The 15,953-nt window shown below is 65.6% G+C and carries 14 protein-coding genes; 6 read left to right on the top strand and 8 right to left on the bottom strand.

The window, feature by feature from the left end:
• The 8 genes from ACFQ2S_RS02050 to ACFQ2S_RS02015 all read right to left on the bottom strand — a co-directional run bounded on the left by ACFQ2S_RS02050 (position 1) and on the right by ACFQ2S_RS02015 (position 7,753).
• Positions 1 to 903, bottom strand: coding sequence for a CheR family methyltransferase (locus ACFQ2S_RS02050; protein WP_386072295.1), 903 nt, complete (start codon positions 901 to 903; stop codon positions 1 to 3).
• Positions 900 to 1,370, bottom strand: a complete 471-nt coding sequence (locus tag ACFQ2S_RS02045) for a chemotaxis protein CheW (protein WP_386072294.1) — start codon at positions 1,368 to 1,370, stop codon at positions 900 to 902. The genes ACFQ2S_RS02050 and ACFQ2S_RS02045 overlap by 4 nt, the downstream gene beginning before the upstream one ends.
• Positions 1,371 to 1,377: 7 nt before the next feature.
• Positions 1,378 to 3,585: a chemotaxis protein CheA gene (locus ACFQ2S_RS02040; RefSeq protein WP_386072292.1), complete on the bottom strand. Its 2,208-nt coding sequence runs from the start codon at positions 3,583 to 3,585 to the stop codon at positions 1,378 to 1,380.
• The gene (locus ACFQ2S_RS02035) at positions 3,582 to 3,962 is read right to left on the bottom strand and encodes a response regulator (protein WP_386072290.1); all 381 of its coding nucleotides are present in this window, start codon (positions 3,960 to 3,962) and stop codon (positions 3,582 to 3,584) included. Before ACFQ2S_RS02035 ends, ACFQ2S_RS02040 begins: the two co-directional genes overlap by 4 nt.
• Positions 3,963 to 3,965: 3 nt before the next feature.
• Entirely contained in the window at positions 3,966 to 4,247 is a 282-nt protein-coding gene (locus ACFQ2S_RS02030; RefSeq protein ID WP_386072288.1) for an STAS domain-containing protein, read from the bottom strand.
• 166 nt (positions 4,248 to 4,413) lie between these two features.
• The gene (locus ACFQ2S_RS02025; RefSeq protein WP_386072287.1) at positions 4,414 to 5,382 is read right to left on the bottom strand and encodes a glucokinase; all 969 of its coding nucleotides are present in this window, start codon (positions 5,380 to 5,382) and stop codon (positions 4,414 to 4,416) included.
• 9 nt (positions 5,383 to 5,391) lie between these two features.
• Positions 5,392 to 6,711 carry a GH1 family beta-glucosidase gene (locus ACFQ2S_RS02020; protein ID WP_386072285.1) on the bottom strand — a complete coding sequence of 440 codons (1,320 nt, stop codon included), beginning with the start codon at positions 6,709 to 6,711 and terminating at the stop codon, positions 5,392 to 5,394.
• Between the two features lie 10 nt (positions 6,712 to 6,721).
• The gene (locus ACFQ2S_RS02015) at positions 6,722 to 7,753 is read right to left on the bottom strand and encodes a LacI family DNA-binding transcriptional regulator (RefSeq protein ID WP_386072283.1); all 1,032 of its coding nucleotides are present in this window, start codon (positions 7,751 to 7,753) and stop codon (positions 6,722 to 6,724) included.
• A 262-nt stretch (positions 7,754 to 8,015) separates the two neighbouring features.
• Between ACFQ2S_RS02015 and ACFQ2S_RS02010 the strand changes: the two genes are divergently transcribed.
• The 6 genes from ACFQ2S_RS02010 to ACFQ2S_RS01985 all read left to right on the top strand — a co-directional run bounded on the left by ACFQ2S_RS02010 (position 8,016) and on the right by ACFQ2S_RS01985 (position 15,911).
• Positions 8,016 to 9,371: an ABC transporter substrate-binding protein gene (locus ACFQ2S_RS02010; protein WP_386072282.1), complete on the top strand. Its 1,356-nt coding sequence runs from the start codon at positions 8,016 to 8,018 to the stop codon at positions 9,369 to 9,371.
• A 91-nt stretch (positions 9,372 to 9,462) separates the two neighbouring features.
• Positions 9,463 to 10,650, top strand: coding sequence for a carbohydrate ABC transporter permease (locus ACFQ2S_RS02005; RefSeq protein ID WP_386072281.1), 1,188 nt, complete (start codon positions 9,463 to 9,465; stop codon positions 10,648 to 10,650).
• Between the two features lie 12 nt (positions 10,651 to 10,662).
• Positions 10,663 to 11,811, top strand: coding sequence for an ABC transporter permease subunit (locus tag ACFQ2S_RS02000; RefSeq protein WP_386072279.1), 1,149 nt, complete (start codon positions 10,663 to 10,665; stop codon positions 11,809 to 11,811).
• Positions 11,812 to 11,831: 20 nt separating this feature from the next.
• Positions 11,832 to 13,502 carry an alpha-glucosidase family protein gene (locus tag ACFQ2S_RS01995; protein WP_386072277.1) on the top strand — a complete coding sequence of 557 codons (1,671 nt, stop codon included), beginning with the start codon at positions 11,832 to 11,834 and terminating at the stop codon, positions 13,500 to 13,502.
• Between the two features lie 17 nt (positions 13,503 to 13,519).
• A complete protein-coding gene (locus tag ACFQ2S_RS01990; RefSeq protein WP_386072275.1) occupies positions 13,520 to 14,620 on the top strand; it encodes an ABC transporter ATP-binding protein in 1,101 nt (366 codons plus the stop codon).
• Positions 14,621 to 14,765: 145 nt separating this feature from the next.
• Positions 14,766 to 15,911: an MHYT domain-containing protein gene (locus ACFQ2S_RS01985; RefSeq protein ID WP_386072273.1), complete on the top strand. Its 1,146-nt coding sequence runs from the start codon at positions 14,766 to 14,768 to the stop codon at positions 15,909 to 15,911.
• Positions 15,912 to 15,953 lie beyond the last annotated feature (42 nt).

Raw genomic sequence — 15,953 nt, 5'->3', positions numbered from 1 at the left:
TCAGGATTCCTTGCAGGTCGGGTGCTGTGGCGGCGTGGCCGGTGTTCTCAGGTAGGTTGTCGTTGCGACCGGCCGGAAAGCGACGTGAAATGCCTGCGGCAACCTCTCGGAATGACCCAGGAACAAGTGGCCACCGGTCTTGCAGGCGCCGGAGAAACGCGACCAGAGGTCCATTTGGGTATCCTGATCAAAGTAGATCACGACATTGCGGCAGAAGATCAGGTCGAAGGTGCCGCGCATTGGCCAGGGCGCAAGCAAGTTCAACTCCTTGAATCGGATCAGTGTCCTGAGTTTCGGAGCGACCTCGAATCTGTCGCCCCGATTGCCGGAACCGGACGCCGCCTGAAAGAAGCGTTTTCGGTACCCATCCGGCAAGGGAGCCAACTGCCCGATGCCGTAGCAGCCCGCCTGCGCGACCTCGAGCACTTGGGCATCGATGTCCGTCGCCAGTATCCGGATGTCGCAGTCGAGGGCGTCCGGCAGTGCGTCCAGAAGCACCATTGCCGTGGAATAGGGTTCGGGGCCGCTGGAGCATCCGGCCGACCAGATCCGTATCCGCTCACCCCTTTTCGCGCGAGTGGTCAGGTCCGGAAGGATATTCTGGCGAAGGAAATCAAAATGATGTCTCTCCCGTAAGAAGCCCGTCACATTGGTCGTCAGTGCGGAGATCAGTTGGCGCCGTTCCGTTGCTCCCTCCGAACCGAGCACCAGCGCACAGTATTCCTCGGGGTCGGCGAGGCCCAGCCTGCGGATACGCTTGGTGATACGTGCGAACACCATCGGCGCCTTTTCCGGCGGGATCATCAGCCCGGCATCCGTGCGCGCGATGGACGCAATTATCTCGAACTGGCGGCGCTCTCGTGTGGTTCCTTCATGATTGGGTGGGGGATGGGCAACCGTCATGCCGCGTCACGTCCTGTATCGGGCAGCAGGGACGCGAGTTCGAGCACGCGCAGCATGCGTTCCTCGACGACGGTCAGCGCCTTGATGAAGGTTTCGCCTTCCCGTGACGCGATGTCCGGGGGCGGGCGCATTTCGGTTTCCGCGATTGAGAGAATGTCGGAAACGGCATCGACCAGAAGCCCCACCGTCTGCTGCCCCAGATGGACGACGATGATCACGTTCCGGTCGCTGGCGTCCTCCGCCGAGATGCCCAGACGCCGTGCGAGATCGACAATCGGCAGCACCGTGCCTCGAAGATTGATCACGCCGCGCACCCAATGCGGAGAGCCCGGCACCGGCGTCGGGCGCGTCCAGCCCCGTATTTCGCGTACGGACATGATGTCCACGCAGTATTCCTGCCCTCCGACACGAAAGGAGAGCAATTCGCGTTCTGTGGCCTCGACGGCCGTGGCGGCGACATCGGTCATGATCTCATCATCCTGTTGGGGCGAGTTCGAGTGGGGTCGGGCCGGGGCGGGCGCACGCCTTGGCCATCATGTCGACCGGATCGAGGATCAGGGCGACCTGGCCATCCCCGAGGATCGTTGCGGCGGCAATTCCCGGCGCGTTTCCATATCCCTGCTGCAGGCCCTTGATGACGACCTGCCTCTGTTCATGGATCGCGTCGACGATAAGGGCACCGAGCGTCTCGCCTTCATTGGCGACCAGAAGTACGACACTGCCGGCGTTGCTTTCCTTCGGTGCGCGGAACCCGAGTTCCGCGCCGAGATCGAGGAGCGGCACGAAGCTGTCGCGGATGTGAAGGACCCGGGTTCGGGGGCCGACGGAGCGAATATCCTGCTCCCGGTATGCCATCGTTTCCGCGATCGCACCGATGGGGACGACGAGCGCCTCTCCCGCTACCTCGACGACCATGCCATCGAGAACGGCCAGGGTCAGCGGCAACGAGATGGAGAAACAGGTGCCCTTGCCGGGCGAGGAACTGATGGACACGCGACCGCCGAGATCATGGATGGATTTCCGGACCACGTCCATGCCCACGCCGCGGCCGGACAGGTTGGACACCTGCTTGACCGTGGAGAATCCGGGCATGAAGAGCAGCGCGTCGATCTCGGCGTCGGTCATCGCCTGGCCGGGTTCGATCAGACCACGCTCCTCGGCAATCGCCTGGACCCGCGGCCGGTCGATCCCGCCGCCATCATCCATGACCTCGATCACCACCCGGCCGGAACGGTGCGCGGCCGAGAGGGTGATGCAGCCTTCGGAGGGCTTGCCGGCAGCCAGACGGGCCTCCGGGCGTTCGAGGCCGTAATCGACGGCGTTCCGGATCATGTGGGTCAGGGGATCGGCGAGGCGTTCGATGACGGTCTTGTCGACCTCCGTGGCCTCGCCGCGCGTGACGAAGCGCACTGGTTTTCCGACGGCCGCGGAAGTGTCGCGAACGATGCGGGCGAGCCGCTGGAACAGGGATTTGACCGGCTGGGCCCGGATCATCATGACGCTGTCCTGGATATCCCGGGTCAGCTGCATGAAGTCCTCGAGGCCCTGGACAACCGGCGAGTTCGTCGGCAGCCCGGCCTGCGCGACGCTCTGGGACAGCATGGCCTGGTTGATCACCAGTTCGCCAACGAGGTTGACGAGGCGCTCGATCCTGTCGAGGTCGACCCGAACCGTGGCTTTGGGCAGTGTGGTAACAGGGCGCGCTGCGGTGGCGACGGGCGGATCTGCAGCAATTGTCTCGCGCGACGCGCGCTGGGGAGCGGTGGGGCCGGCGGTTTCCTGTGGGGGCGTGTCGGAGACTGGTTCTTGGCCATCGGACGGAGCCGTCAGGGTGAAACGCGGTCGAAGCCCGACGGGTGGAGCGACCGCAGCCTCGGGGTCCGCGGGGCGCGTGAGCGGCGGCAGGCCGGGCAACGACGAGAGTGGGCTTGCCGGAGCCATATTCTCCTCGCTGATCGTTAGTATGCACAGCCCCTCGACAAACTCGAAGTTCTCCTCGACCTCCGCGCGATTCCGATTGGTGGTGAGCACGATCTCCCATGCCAGACAGGCTGCCTCGGGATCGAGCGCGTCCAGCGTGGGAACCTCGCTCAAGTTGGGCGTGATCCGCATCTCGCCCAAGGCGGAGAGGGCGCGCAGCAGATGAACGAGCTCGTTGCCGGAAGTGAAGAGGTCAGGCTCCGGAGCAAACCGGATGCGGAAGATCCGGTCGGCGGGCGGGCTTCCGAAGGGCAGCGCGAGGGCCATCGGCTGGAAACCGGTGACCTCGGCCTCCTCTTCCTCCGCCGCGTCCGAGACAAGCGCTTCGAGTTCCCGGAGCGTCGGCTCGACCTTGTCCGGTTCCACAGGAAGGCTGTCCCGCGAGTAATGTACGATGTCGGAGAGGATGTCGGCGGCGCGCATGAACAACAGCACGACGTCGTGCCCCGGCTCCAGCCGGCCGGCGCGGACCTCGTCCAGGACGGTTTCGTAGCGGTGGGAAAAACGCACGAGGTCGTCGAGGCCGAAGGCGCCGGCGCCCCCCTTCATCGAATGGACTGCACGGAAGCAGATGTTGACCGTCTCGTCATCGGCGTCGCCGCTGTCAAGAATGCTCAGGCCATCCTGCAATGCTTCAAGGAGTTCCTCGCATTCGACGAAGAAGGAGGCACGGATTTCGGCCATCGGGTCTGGCGTGGTCATTGCGCACCTCCGGGGCCGGCGACCATGTTGAGTGCGCGCACCAGCTTGACGGGGTCGAAAGGTTTAACGATCCAGCCGGTGGCCCCGGCCGACCGGGCCCGCGCCTTCATCTCCGGGGCGCTTTCGGTGGTGAGCACCAGGATCGGCGTCGCGCGGTGGCTGTCCAGCCGCCGGACTGCCTCGATGAAGCTGAACCCGTCCATGCGTGGCATGTTGATGTCGGTGATGATCGCATCCGGCGCCATTTCTCCCAGGATTTCAAGGCCATGAAGGCCATCCTTCGCAATGCTCGGAACGAACCCCGCCTGGGTGAGCGCCAGTTTCAACATGTCCCGGATGGTCCGGCTGTCATCGACTGCGAGAACTCGAATGCTCATCTTTCATCGCTCCTCTGGCAGTGTTTCCAGACCGGCCTGGCACAGGCCGAAGAGGGCGAGTTGTTCTTCCATCGCGGGGGAGGTGGCCTCCAGGCTCAGCTGGTGCCCATCAGCCAGCCAGCTCCGCTGTGCGGAGATCAGCACCTGCAGGCAGGGCGTTCCGAGATGCGTCACGGCGTCGGCGCGCACCGAAAGCGGCGCGCCGCGGAGCGACCGGAGCTCGGCCGCGAGCGGCGTTGCGGCCGGGAGGTCGAGTCGGGCCGGAAGGGCGAAGACCGCGGTCATGCCCGGCACCGGCGCGAGGGGTAGGAATCGATCATGGGGGCGTCCCAATCTTGGCTTGCCAGCCGTCTCTAGCCGGCAAGCCGTTAAGATCGGGTTGCGCGATGCCCCGTGTCGCAGGCTTTTCTCTGGTGGCCGGAGCGGGGCATGTCCGGGCCGCGGTGCGCCGTCAGCTCAGCGCCAGCAGGGCCTGCAGGTGAAGGGCCATCCCAGTGAGGGCCGCGTCGTCGTCCGAGACCACCGTCACCGGGAACTGCTCCATGAAGCCGGAGAACCGTCCCTTCTCGCGCAGCGCCTCGGTGAAGCCCATTTCGGATAGGTAGGGCGCCATCGCCCGGGCGACGCCGCCGATCAGGAAGATGCCGCCGAAGGGCAACTGGGTGAGCGCGAGGTCCCCCGCAACCGCGCCCAGCAGGCGGGCAAAATGCCCTGCTGCCGCCCGCGCCAGCGGATCGCCCTCGGCCACGGCGGCCATGATCTGCTTGCCCTTGGGAATGGCCTTCTCGGGGGTGCCCGCCTCGATGCAGGCGAACTCGTGCAAGGCGACGAGCCCGCGGCCCGAGAGCGCGTCCTCGACGGCGGCGAAGCCGTGCGATTGCTCCAGGAAACGGGCGAGGCGCATGTCGGTCTCGCCGCGCAGCGGCAGGCTGACGTGGCCGCTTTCCGAGGGGGGCACGAAACGCCCGGCCGGGGTGTCGAACACCGGTGCGGCGTTGAAGCCCGTGCCGACGCCGATGACCAGTTGGGTCGCCTGGATGCGCGGCGGTGGGCCCGCGATCACCGAGAACAGCGCCTCGCTCGGCAGGTGGCCGAGGGCATGGCCCTGCGCCTGGAGGTCATTGAGCAGGGTTACGGTGCCCGCGCCGGTGGCATGGGCGAGGGTGGCCGTGTCGAGCGTCCAGTCGAGATTGGTCAGCGTGCCTACCCCTTCCCGCACCGGGCCGGCCATGGCGAGGCAGGCGGCGGCGGGGGTCTCGGTGCTGGTCTCCTCGAGATAGTGGCGCAGAACCGGCTCGAGGGACGCGAACTCGGCGTTGGGATAGTGGCGGACGGAGCCGCTGATCACCTGGCCATTTCGGGCGAGGGCGACGCGGGTGTTGGTGCCACCGATGTCGGCGAGCAGGGAAGGGGCGGGCATGGGCGATCCTCAGCTGGCTAGGGCGGCCTGGAGGGCCAGATAGGACGCCTTGGGCGTCCGCTGCAACGTATCGAAATCGACGTGGATCAGCCCGAAGCGCTTCTCGTAGCCCAGGGCCCACTCGTAATTGTCCATCAGCGACCAGACGAAATACCCTTTGAGCGGCACGCCCTCCGCGATCGCCTGCTTGGCGGCGTCGAAGTGACGGGCGAGGTAGTCGATGCGCACCACGTCGTCGACCTTTCCGTCGATCACGAGGTCGGGGTTCGCAATGCCGTTCTCGGTGACGTAGAGCGGCAGGTCGCCGGAATAGTCCGTGTGGCAGCGGCGCAGGAAGTGCAGCAGCCCCTCCGGGTAGATCTCCCAGCCCATCTGCGTCTTGGGCAGCGGCCCCTCGATGGAGGTGTGGGCCGGCCAGGGACCGTCCACGGCCTTGATGATCTCGCGGGTGTAGTAGTTGACGCCGAGCCAGTCGACGGGCGTTCCGATCACGTCGAAATCGTCCTGCCAGCCGGCGGGCAGGTGGTCCTTCATGGCGGTGACAATGCGCTCCGGGTATTTCTTGTGGAAGAAGCCGGACATGAAGAAGTTGTTGTAATAATCATCGAAGGTCGCTGCCGCCTCGATGTCTTCGGGCGAGCCGCTGGCCGGTTGCGCGTAGGTGAAGTTGCAGACGGCGCCGATATCGCCCACGCCCATCGCGCGCAGCGCCTGCGTCGCGGTGCCGTGGGCCAGCATCACGTGGTGCATCGCGCGGGCGGCGGCGCGGATGTCTCGCACGCCAGGTGCATGGATGCCGAGGAAATGGCTGAGGAAACTGACGCACCAGAGCTCGTTGATCGTCGCCGTCTTCCAGATCCGGTCGCCAAGGCGGCCCATCAGCACCTCGGCGTAATCGGCAAACCAACTCGCGACGTCCCGGTTGCGCCAGCCTCCGAGGTCGGCCAGCGCCGAGGGCAGCTCCCAATGGTAGAGCGTCAGCATCGGCTTGATACCGCGCTCCAGCATCCCGTCGACCAGCTTGTCGTAGAAATCGAGACCCTCGGCGTTCACCGCGCCGCGGCCTTCCGGGAGCACCCGCGCCCAGGACGCGGAGAAGCGGTAGGCGTCGAAACCCCCATCGCGGATCAGGTCCAGATCCTCTTCCCAGCGGTGATAATGGTCGCAGGCCACCGCGCCATCCTCGGCGCGCACCACGTTGCCCGGGGTGGCGGCGAAATCGTCCCAGTGGGTACGGCCGGCGCCGCCGAAGGAATGCCCTTCGATCTGGTAGGCGGCGGTCGAGGCGCCGAAGAGGAAACCGTCGGGAAAGTCGCTGCGCTTGTACATGGCAGGGTCCTTACTGGATTGGAGCCGGCCCGGTGGAGGGGCCGACCAGAAACGAGGCTTGCAGTTTGGTGTGGATCGGTCCCTCGGAGGGATCGGCGATCAGCCGCAGCAGCATGTCGGCGCAGAGATGGCCGGCCTGTCGAACTGGGGAATGGGTGGCGGTGAAGAGGGGCTGCTCCGGCGTTCCGTTCGGGAGATAGGAGAGCCCGTCGTCATGGACCACGACCGACACCTCCCGCCCCATCTGCAGCCCGGCCTCCCGGATCGCCCGGTGCACGCCCATGCCCACCAGCATGGAGGAGGCGAGGAAGGCCGTGGGAGGATGCGGTTGCGCCAGCATCCGTTGCGCGGTGTCGTGGCCGTAGCTCTCGGTCATTGCCGCACTCGCCATCAGCTCGGGGCGCGGGCGCAGGTTGCGCGCGGCCAGCGCGTCGATGAAGCCTTCGCGCCGCCGATGTGCGAAATCCATGTCCTCGATCCCGTTGATCAGGGCGATGTCGCGATGTCCGAGGTCCAGCAGGTGGTCGGTTGCCGTGTGGAAGGCATGCCGGTTGTCCATGTCCATCCACGAATAGGCCTCGTCATGGTCGGAGACGCGGCCATGCACCACGAAGGGCAGGCCGATCTTGTGCAGGATCCCGATCCGCGTGTCGCCGGTGAGCGGGGCCTGCATGATCAGCCCGTCGACCCGCCCCTTGCGCAGCAGCGACCGGTAGACGGCGGTCTGTTCGGCCTCGGTGACCAGCGACATGACGATGTCGTAGCCGCGAGCGGCCAGCGTCTCGGCGGCGCTGGCGACGAAATCGGCGAAGACGGGGTTCACGATCTCCTGACGGGCCGAGGTCGTGAGCACCAGGCCCACCGCCATCGCCCGTCCGGTGGCCAGCGACCGGGCGCGGCTGTCGGGGCGGTAGCCGTGTTCGCGCGCGGCCTCGCGCACCCGTTTGCGGGTGGCTTCGGACACTTCCGGATAGCCGTTGAGCGCACGGCTCACTGTGGTTTGGCTGAGCCCGAGGGTGGCTGCCAGGTCCTTGAGGTTCATCGGCGTCGCGTCCGGGTTTCACTGTGCGACGTTACGCCTGCGCATCGGTGAGAGTCAAAGGGCTTTGGGTCCAAAAAATGTGCAGCATGATGCCGTTTTCCTCTTCGAATCCATGTTTTTGGGCGTAAGCTGTCCGCGTTGACAGGGTGATGCCAAAGGACTAGGTGACTCTTGTCCAAAGCGCTTTGGGCATGATTCCCCCTGGCGCGGGCAAACCTGCCGCAGGGCCGAAAGCCTGGGCGGCTCATTCGGGAGGCTAACAATGACATTGAAACTCATGGCCGGCGTGGCAAGCCTGGCCCTGATCGCCGGAACCGCGGGCGCGCAGGATCTCAAGTTCGCTCCGGGCGAGGGACCTTTCAGCTGGGACAGCTACGAGGCCTGGGCTGCCGAGGCGCCCGACCTGAGCGGTCAGACCGTCACCGTCGCCGGCCCCTGGCTCACCCCTGAGGATGGCTTCTTCCGCGACGTGCTGGCCTATTTCGAGGCCGCCACCGGCGCCCGGGCCGTCTACACCGGCTCCGACAGCTTCGAGCAGCAGATCGTGATCGACGCCGAGGCCGGCTCGCCCCCGAACATCGCGGTCTTCCCGCAGCCCGGCCTTGCCGCCGTGCTCGCCGCCAAGGGGCAACTCACCCCGCTCGGCGACGACATGAAGCAATGGGTCACCGACAACTACGCCGCGGGCCAGTCCTGGGTCGATCTCGGCACCTATCCGGATGCCAGCGGCGCACCGGAATTCTACGGCTACTTCTACAACGTGAACCTCAAGAGCCTGGTCTGGTACAGCCCCGACAACTTCGACGACGCGGGCTACGAGGTGCCGGAGACCATGGAGGACCTGAAGGCGCTGACCGAGCAGATCGCCGCCGATGGCGAGACACCCTGGTGCATCGGTCTCGGCTCCGGCGCGGCGACCGGCTGGCCGGCGACCGACTGGGTCGAGGACATGATGCTGCGCACGCAGCCCCCCGAGGTCTATGACCAGTGGGTCACCAACGAGATGCCATTCAACGACGAGCGGGTGATCGAGGCGATCGAGGAATACGGCTGGTTCGCCCGAAACGACGCCTTCGTCTCCGGCGGCTCCGGCGCGGTGGCCTCGACCGACTTCCGCGACAGCCCCAAGGGCCTCTTCTCCTCGCCGCCGCAGTGCTACATGCACCGCCAGGCTTCCTTCGCCACCGCCTTCTTCCCCGAAGATGTCGAGCCTGGCGTCGATGCGGACTTCTTCTACCTGCCCGGTTTTGCCGAGAAGGACCTCGGCAACCCGGTTCTGGGCGGCGGCACCGTGCTGGCGATCACCGATCCGACGCCGGGCGCGGAAGCTCTGATGGAGTTCCTGACCCTGCCGATCGCGAGCGAGGTCTTCATGAACCAGTCCGGCTTCCTCGCGCCGCACAAGGGCGTGAACCTCGATGCCTACCGGGACGACATCCTGCGCAAGCAGGGCGAGATCCTGCTCAACGCGACCACCTTCCGCTTTGACGGGTCCGACCTGATGCCCGCCGCCATCGGCGCCGGCACCTTCTGGACCGGCATGGTGGATTACACCGGCGGCAAGGACGCCAAGGCCGTGGCCGACGACATCCAGCGGTCCTGGGACGCGCTGAAGTAAACGGCTCGAAAGCGATCCCGGGCGGCCCGCCTTCCTCGCGGGCCGCCCTTGTTCGAACCGCGCGACACGTCGCGGGGTGGGGAGGGGAAACATGAATCCGGCCTTGCAAGGTCTCGTGACCATCATCATCGGCGTCGGTGGCTGCGTCGGGTATTTCTACCTGTCCAACTTCCTGCTGGACCGCCTGCTGATGCCGGCCCGGGTCATCGGCGATGCCGAGGCCAGCCGTCGGCGCCGGCTCGGGCAGATCTTCCTGCTTGCCGTTCCGGCGCTCCTGATCCTCGCCGCGCTGCTGATGTCGGACGCGCGCTTCACCGCGCCCTGGCTGTTCTGGCTGGCCGTGGGAGCGGCTGTCGTCGTCGGGCTCTGGCGGCTCACCGATTTCATGTTCGCCACCGGCGAGCTTTCCGCAGGCCACAACATCTCCCGCGCCAACATGGTTCGCCCCTGGCTGTTCCTCGCCCCGGCGATGATCGCGCTCGGGCTTTACCTGACCTATCCGGTGTTCGAGACCCTGCGCCTGTCGCTGATTGCCCGCGACGGCAGCATCGGCTTCGCCAACTACGCCTTCATGTTCGGTGAGCAGAAGTTCCGCGAAGCCCTTGGAAACAATATGTTCTGGCTGATCGTGGTGCCCGCCATGTCCACCGCCTTCGGCCTGATCGTGGCCCAGCTGACCGACCGACTGTCCTGGGGCAACATCGCCAAGATGCTGATCTTCATGCCGATGGCGATCTCGATGGTCGGCGCCTCGGTGATCTGGAAACTGGTCTACGAAGCCCGCCCCGTCGACGTGGAGCAGATCGGCGTGCTGAACGCGATCTGGGTCGCGATGGGCGGCGAGCCGCAGCACTGGTTGCAGCTGGCGCCCTGGAACAACCTGTTCCTGATGGCGGTGCTGATCTGGATCCAGACCGGCTTTGCCATGGTGATCCTCTCCGCCGCCCTCCGGGGCATCCCCGAAGAGACGGTCGAAGCCGCCATCGTAGATGGCGCCGGGCCGTTCCAGATCTTCTTCAAGATCAAGGTGCCGCAGATCATGTCGACCATCGTGGTGGTCTGGACGACGATCACGCTGACCGTCCTGAAGGTCTTCGACATCGTCTTCGCCATGACCAACGGCCAGTGGGGCACACAGGTGCTGGCGAATTACATGTACGACAAGATGTTCCGGGCCAACGACTGGGGCGTGGGCTCGGCGGCGGCGATGATCATCATGCTGCTCGTCACGCCGATCCTGGTCTGGAACGTGCGCAACGCGCGCAAGGAAATGCGGTAGGAGGGCCGGCAGATGGACAATATCGCAGGACGCAAATCCGGGCTGACCTGGGCGGTTCACGTCTCCGTTCTGTTCCTCGTGCTGCTGTGGATCTTTCCCACGGTCGGGCTTTTCGTCTCGTCCTTCCGGACCTCGGACCAGATCTCGTCGACCGGATGGTGGAAGGCGCTGTTCCCGACCGAGCAGAACTCGGTCTATCGCGCGCCGTCGGCGAGCGAGCAGGTCGAACAGGGCGGGGTCTTCGTGATCGAGGGCAATGTCTTCGAGGGAAGTGCCGCGGGAGATATCGCCCACTGGGGCGTGTCCTCGCGCGAAATCGACGCCTATGCGGCCGGCGAGACGGCCGATCTCGGCGAAGACGGCAGGCTGACGCTGAACGCGGACGGCAGCTTCCGGCTTGTGAACACGGAGGCCTTTACCGGTTCGCGCGGCCAGCGGATCTTCGTAACGGCCACGACGCCGCCCGAGTTCACCACTGCGAACTACGAGTTCATGCTGTTCGACCCGCGCAACTCAGAGGGCATGACCAAGGCCTTCTTCTCTACCCTGACGGTGACGATCCCCTCCACGATCATCCCGATCCTGATCGCCGCCTTCGCCGCCTACGCGCTGGCCTGGATGGAATTCCCCGGCCGGGCGCTGCTGATCGCCTGCGTGGTCGGGTTGCTCGTGGTGCCGCTTCAACTGGCGCTGATCCCCCTGCTGAAATTCCACAACACCATCGGCATAGGAAAAGGCTACCTAGGGGTCTGGTTCGCCCATACGGGCTTCGGCCTGCCGCTCGCGATCTACCTGTTGCGCAACTACATGGCCGGGCTGCCGCGCGACATCATCGAGAACGCCAAGGTCGACGGGGCGACGGACTTCCAGATCTTCGTGAAGATCATCCTGCCGCTCTCCTTCCCGGCGCTGGCCTCCTTCGCGATCTTCCAGTTCCTCTGGACCTGGAATGACCTGCTGGTGGCCATGGTGTTCCTGATCGACAGTTCCGGCGAAACGACCGTCATGACCCGGCAGATCGTCGAGATGCTGGGCACCCGCGGCGGCGACTGGGAGATCCTGGCCACGGCGGCGTTCATCTCCATGGCCGTGCCGATCCTGGTGTTCTTTGCCATGCAGCGATACCTCGTGCGCGGCCTTCTGGCCGGCTCGGTCAAGTAAATCAGATACGAGAGACATACATGAGCTTTGTAGAAACGCACATGGACTTCCCCGCCGCCCAGGACAGCCGCCGCGGTGACGCGGACTGGTGGCGGGGCGCGGTGATCTACCAGATCTATCCGCGGTCCTTTCAGGACACCAACGCCGATGGCGTCGGCGACCTGGCAGGCATCATCCACCGCCTGCCGCATATCGCCTCGCTGGGCGTGGACGGGATCTGGATCTCGCCGTTCTTCCGCTCGCCGATGCTCGATTTCGGCTACGACGTCTCCGACTATTGCGATGTCGACCCGATGTTCGGCTCGCTCGGCGATTTCGATGCGCTGATCCAGCGGGCCCACGAACTGGGGCTCAAGGTGTTGATCGACCTCGTGCTTTCGCACACCTCCTCGCAGCACCCCTGGTTCCAGGAGAGCCGCCAGAGCCGCGACAACGCGCGGTCGAACTGGTACGTCTGGGCCGATCCCAAGCCCGACGGCACGCCGCCGAACAACTGGCTGTCGATCTTTGGTGGCTCGGCCTGGGAGTGGGACGGGGAACGGATGCAGTACTACCTGCACAACTTCCTGATCGACCAGCCGGACCTGAACTTCCACGAGCCCAAGGTGCAGGATGCGCTGCTGGACGTGGCCCGCTTCTGGCTCGACCGTGGGGTAGATGGATTCCGCCTCGACACGGTGAATTTCTATGTACACGACAAGCAGTTGCGGGACAATCCTGCGCTGAAGCCCGAAGAGATCAACGACAAGACCGCGCCTGCGGTAAACCCCTACAACTTCCAGAACCACCTCTACGACAAGACCCAGCCCGAGAACATCGCCTTCCTGACCCGTTTGCGCAAGGTGATGGACGAATACGGCGCCATTACCTCGGTCGGCGAAGTCGGCGAGAGCCAGCGCGGCATGGAGGTGCAGGCAGAGTACACAGCCGGCAACGACCGGCTTCATATGTGCTACGATTTTGCATTTCTCTCCAATGCCTTCCCGAGCGGAACGTATGTGGCGGACACGCTGACGCGATTTGACGAAATCGCGCCGGACGGCTGGGCCTGCTGGGCCTATTCGAACCACGACGTGCCGCGCTACGTGTCCCGCTGGAGCCTGACACCGCAACTGGCGCGGGTGCTCGCGGGCGTGATGCTCTCGATGCGCGGCTCGGTGTGCCTCTACCAGGGCGAGGAACTCGGGCTCGAGGAGGTCTATGTCGCCTACGAGGACCTGCAGGACCCCTACGGCAAGCGCTTCTGGCCCAAGTTCCGCGGCCGTGACGGTTGCCGCACGCCCATGCCCTGGAACCGGGACCAGCAGAACGGCGGCTTCAGCGAGGGCAAGCCCTGGCTGCCGATGGCGGTGGAGCACCTGAACCACGCGGTGAACGTGCAGGAGGACGACCCCGATAGCATGCTCGCCTTCTACCGCCAGATGATCGCGTTCCGGAAATCGCACCCGGCGATCGTGAAGGGGAGTTTCGAGGCCGTGACGGCGGAGGAGCAGTTCCTGTCCTTCATCCGCGCCCACGATGGGACCCGCGTCTTCTGTGCCTTCAACCTGTCGGACAAGGCGCGGCGAGCGCCGCTGCCGGCGGGCGAATGGATGCAGGACAAGGGCACGCCCTTCACCTCGACTTTCGAAGATGGCGGCATCACCCTGCCGCCCTACCAGGCGGCCTTCGCCGTCGAACGGACTGCCTGAGCTGGGGAGAGCTGGAAATGGCCGGACTGAAACTCACCGATGTCGGCAAGCGCTATGGCGAGGTCGAAGTGCTGAAGGGCATCAACCTGGACATTGACGCGGGCGAGTTGATCGTCTTTGTCGGGCCGTCCGGCTGTGGCAAGTCCACGCTCCTGCGGATGATCGCCGGTCTCGAGAAGATCAGCGACGGCGAGTTGCAGATCGACGGGCAGGTCGTCAACGATGTGCCGCCCGCGCAGCGCGGCATCGCGATGGTATTCCAGTCCTACGCGCTCTATCCGCACATGACGGTCTACGACAACATGGCCTTTGCGCTGAAACTGGCGAACAAGAGCAAGGCGGAGATCGACACGGCGGTGCGCAAGGCAGCAGACATCCTGCAGCTCACCCCCTATCTCGACCGGCTCCCCAAGGCGCTTTCGGGCGGCCAGCGGCAGCGGGTGGCGATCGGGCGCTGCATCGTGCGCGATCCCAAGGTCTTCCTTTTCGACGAGCCGCTTTCCAACCTCGACGCCGCGCTGCGGGTCGCGACCCGGCTGGAGATCGCCCAGCTCAAGGAGAGCATGCCCGACCGCACGATGATCTACGTCACCCACGACCAGGTGGAGGCCATGACGCTCGCCTCCCGGATCGTCGTGCTGGCCGACAAGGGGATCAGCCAGGTCGGCACGCCGCTGGAGCTCTACGAGACGCCGCAGAACGAGTTCGTGGCGCAGTTCATTGGCTCGCCCGCGATGAACCTGCTGCCCGGCGAGATCGTCGGCACCGGCGAGCGCACCAGCGTACGGCTGGAGGGAGATCACGGCATCGTCGTATCGGCTTATCCCTCGGTCGAGGCAGACATGGGGCGGCGCGTCAACGTCGGCATCCGGCCCGAGGACATGCAGTTCACCGATGACCCCAACAATGCCTTTTCCGCGACGGTCGACGTGCAGGAAAATCTCGGCGAGGTGACGCTGCTGTTCTTCGTGCCCGAGCACGAGGGCAAGGAACCGGTGATCGCCAAGCTGCCAGGCATCCATCGCGGCCTGAAGGGCAAGACCCTGCGGCTGGCGGCCCAGCCCGAGAAGGTGCATGTCTTCGCCGACGGGATCTCGCTGCTCTATCGCGGCAGATAGCCGCCGGAATGCTTCGTCCCCCGGACCGTTCTTGCGGGCCCGTGGGGCAGGGGCGCCGCGCCCCCGTTGACGCCGCGCCGTCCTCCGCAAATAGTGTCATCGGGGAGCCGTGAGCCGAGCCCGGCTTCCCGGGGAGGACACGAACTTGCTCGAATACAGCTACGACACCCGGCTGGTGCTGGCGTCGCTTGCGGTTGCTTTGATGGCCGGTTTTACCGGGCTGTCGCTGCTGCAGGGCGCCTCGCGGCTGTCGGCGCCGCGCCGCAAACTGGTGGTCAGCATGGCCGCCATCTGCCTCGGGGGCGGCATCTGGTCGATGCATTTCGTGGCGATGCTGGGAATGCGTCTGCCGATAGCCTTCTACTACGACGCGCTGGTCACGCTGATCTCGGCGCTGGTGGCGATCCTGATCGTCGGCCTGGCACTTTTGCTGCTGCATTTCGGCAAGCGTTCGCCGGGACGGATCGCGTTGGCGGGCGGCATCATCGGGCTTGGCATCCCGGCGATGCATTACATCGGAATGTCGGGAATGCAGATCTGCCGGCCGGTCTATTCGCTCGGGGGCATCGCGTTCGCTGTCGCGGCCTCGGTCGCGCTCAGCGTCAGCGCGGTGGCGCTGGCCTACAGCCGGCGAGGCTCGCGCAACATCGTCCTTGGGACGGTCGGCTTCGGCCTCGCGGTCTTCGCGGTGCATTTCATCGCCATGCAGGGCACCGGATTCGTCTCGCAGGAGGTGGGCGAGACGGAGATGACCTGGATGAGTAACGAATTCCTGGCCTTCGGCGTGACCCTGACCGTTTTCGTGATCTCCGGCGCCTTCCTGCTGACCGGAGTGAGCTTCTCGCAGGCTGATCAGGCGGCAGAGCCTGCGCCGGAGACCGCCCGCGCGCCGGAACCCGTCGCCGAGCCTGCACCCGCCGCGCCCCTCGCCCAACCGGCGGAGCCGCGTGCCGCCACCGCCGTTCGCGTGCCCTACGAGAAGGACGGCCGCACCCGCTTCGTGGCGCCCGAGCAGATCGCGGCGGTGCGGGCGGAGGGGCATTACACGATGCTCTATGTCGGCGAGGACAAGTTCTTCTGCCCCTGGTCGATCACCGAAACCGCCTCCCGCCTGCCGGAGGAGGTGTTCCTTCGCACTCACCGGAGCTACCTCGTGAACCGTGCCTTCGTGACCGGGTTCGAGCGGCGCAAGGACTCGGGCGTCTGTTATTTCGACAACGTCCGGTCGCTGCCCAAGGTACCGGTCAGCCGCTCGCGCCTGCCCGAGGTGCGCGAGATCCTCGGCATCTGAGCGTCACTCCCAGATCAGGCGCATACCCGCCGGGCTGCGCCG

Origin of the sequence: Tropicimonas aquimaris (assembly GCF_042676185.1) — a bacterium.
In the GTDB taxonomy this organism is placed as follows: Bacteria; Pseudomonadota; Alphaproteobacteria; order Rhodobacterales; family Rhodobacteraceae; genus Tropicimonas; species Tropicimonas aquimaris.
This window is presented reverse-complemented; position numbering and strand designations above follow the sequence as displayed.

Bases quoted from the DNA above. Each gene is read 5' to 3' on its own strand.
- ACFQ2S_RS02050 (WP_386072295.1), bottom strand. From the start codon at position 903: ATGACGGTTGCCCATCCCCCACCCAATCATGAAGGAACCACACGAGAG.
- ACFQ2S_RS02045 (WP_386072294.1), bottom strand. From the start codon at position 1,370: ATGACCGATGTCGCCGCCACGGCCGTCGAGGCCACAGAACGCGAATTG.
- ACFQ2S_RS02040 (WP_386072292.1), bottom strand. From the start codon at position 3,585: ATGACCACGCCAGACCCGATGGCCGAAATCCGTGCCTCCTTCTTCGTC.
- ACFQ2S_RS02035 (WP_386072290.1), bottom strand. From the start codon at position 3,962: ATGAGCATTCGAGTTCTCGCAGTCGATGACAGCCGGACCATCCGGGAC.
- ACFQ2S_RS02030 (WP_386072288.1), bottom strand. From the start codon at position 4,247: ATGACCGCGGTCTTCGCCCTTCCGGCCCGACTCGACCTCCCGGCCGCA.
- ACFQ2S_RS02025 (WP_386072287.1), bottom strand. From the start codon at position 5,382: ATGCCCGCCCCTTCCCTGCTCGCCGACATCGGTGGCACCAACACCCGC.
- ACFQ2S_RS02020 (WP_386072285.1), bottom strand. From the start codon at position 6,711: ATGTACAAGCGCAGCGACTTTCCCGACGGTTTCCTCTTCGGCGCCTCG.
- ACFQ2S_RS02015 (WP_386072283.1), bottom strand. From the start codon at position 7,753: ATGAACCTCAAGGACCTGGCAGCCACCCTCGGGCTCAGCCAAACCACA.
- ACFQ2S_RS02010 (WP_386072282.1), top strand. From the start codon at position 8,016: ATGACATTGAAACTCATGGCCGGCGTGGCAAGCCTGGCCCTGATCGCC.
- ACFQ2S_RS02005 (WP_386072281.1), top strand. From the start codon at position 9,463: ATGAATCCGGCCTTGCAAGGTCTCGTGACCATCATCATCGGCGTCGGT.
- ACFQ2S_RS02000 (WP_386072279.1), top strand. From the start codon at position 10,663: ATGGACAATATCGCAGGACGCAAATCCGGGCTGACCTGGGCGGTTCAC.
- ACFQ2S_RS01995 (WP_386072277.1), top strand. From the start codon at position 11,832: ATGAGCTTTGTAGAAACGCACATGGACTTCCCCGCCGCCCAGGACAGC.
- ACFQ2S_RS01990 (WP_386072275.1), top strand. From the start codon at position 13,520: ATGGCCGGACTGAAACTCACCGATGTCGGCAAGCGCTATGGCGAGGTC.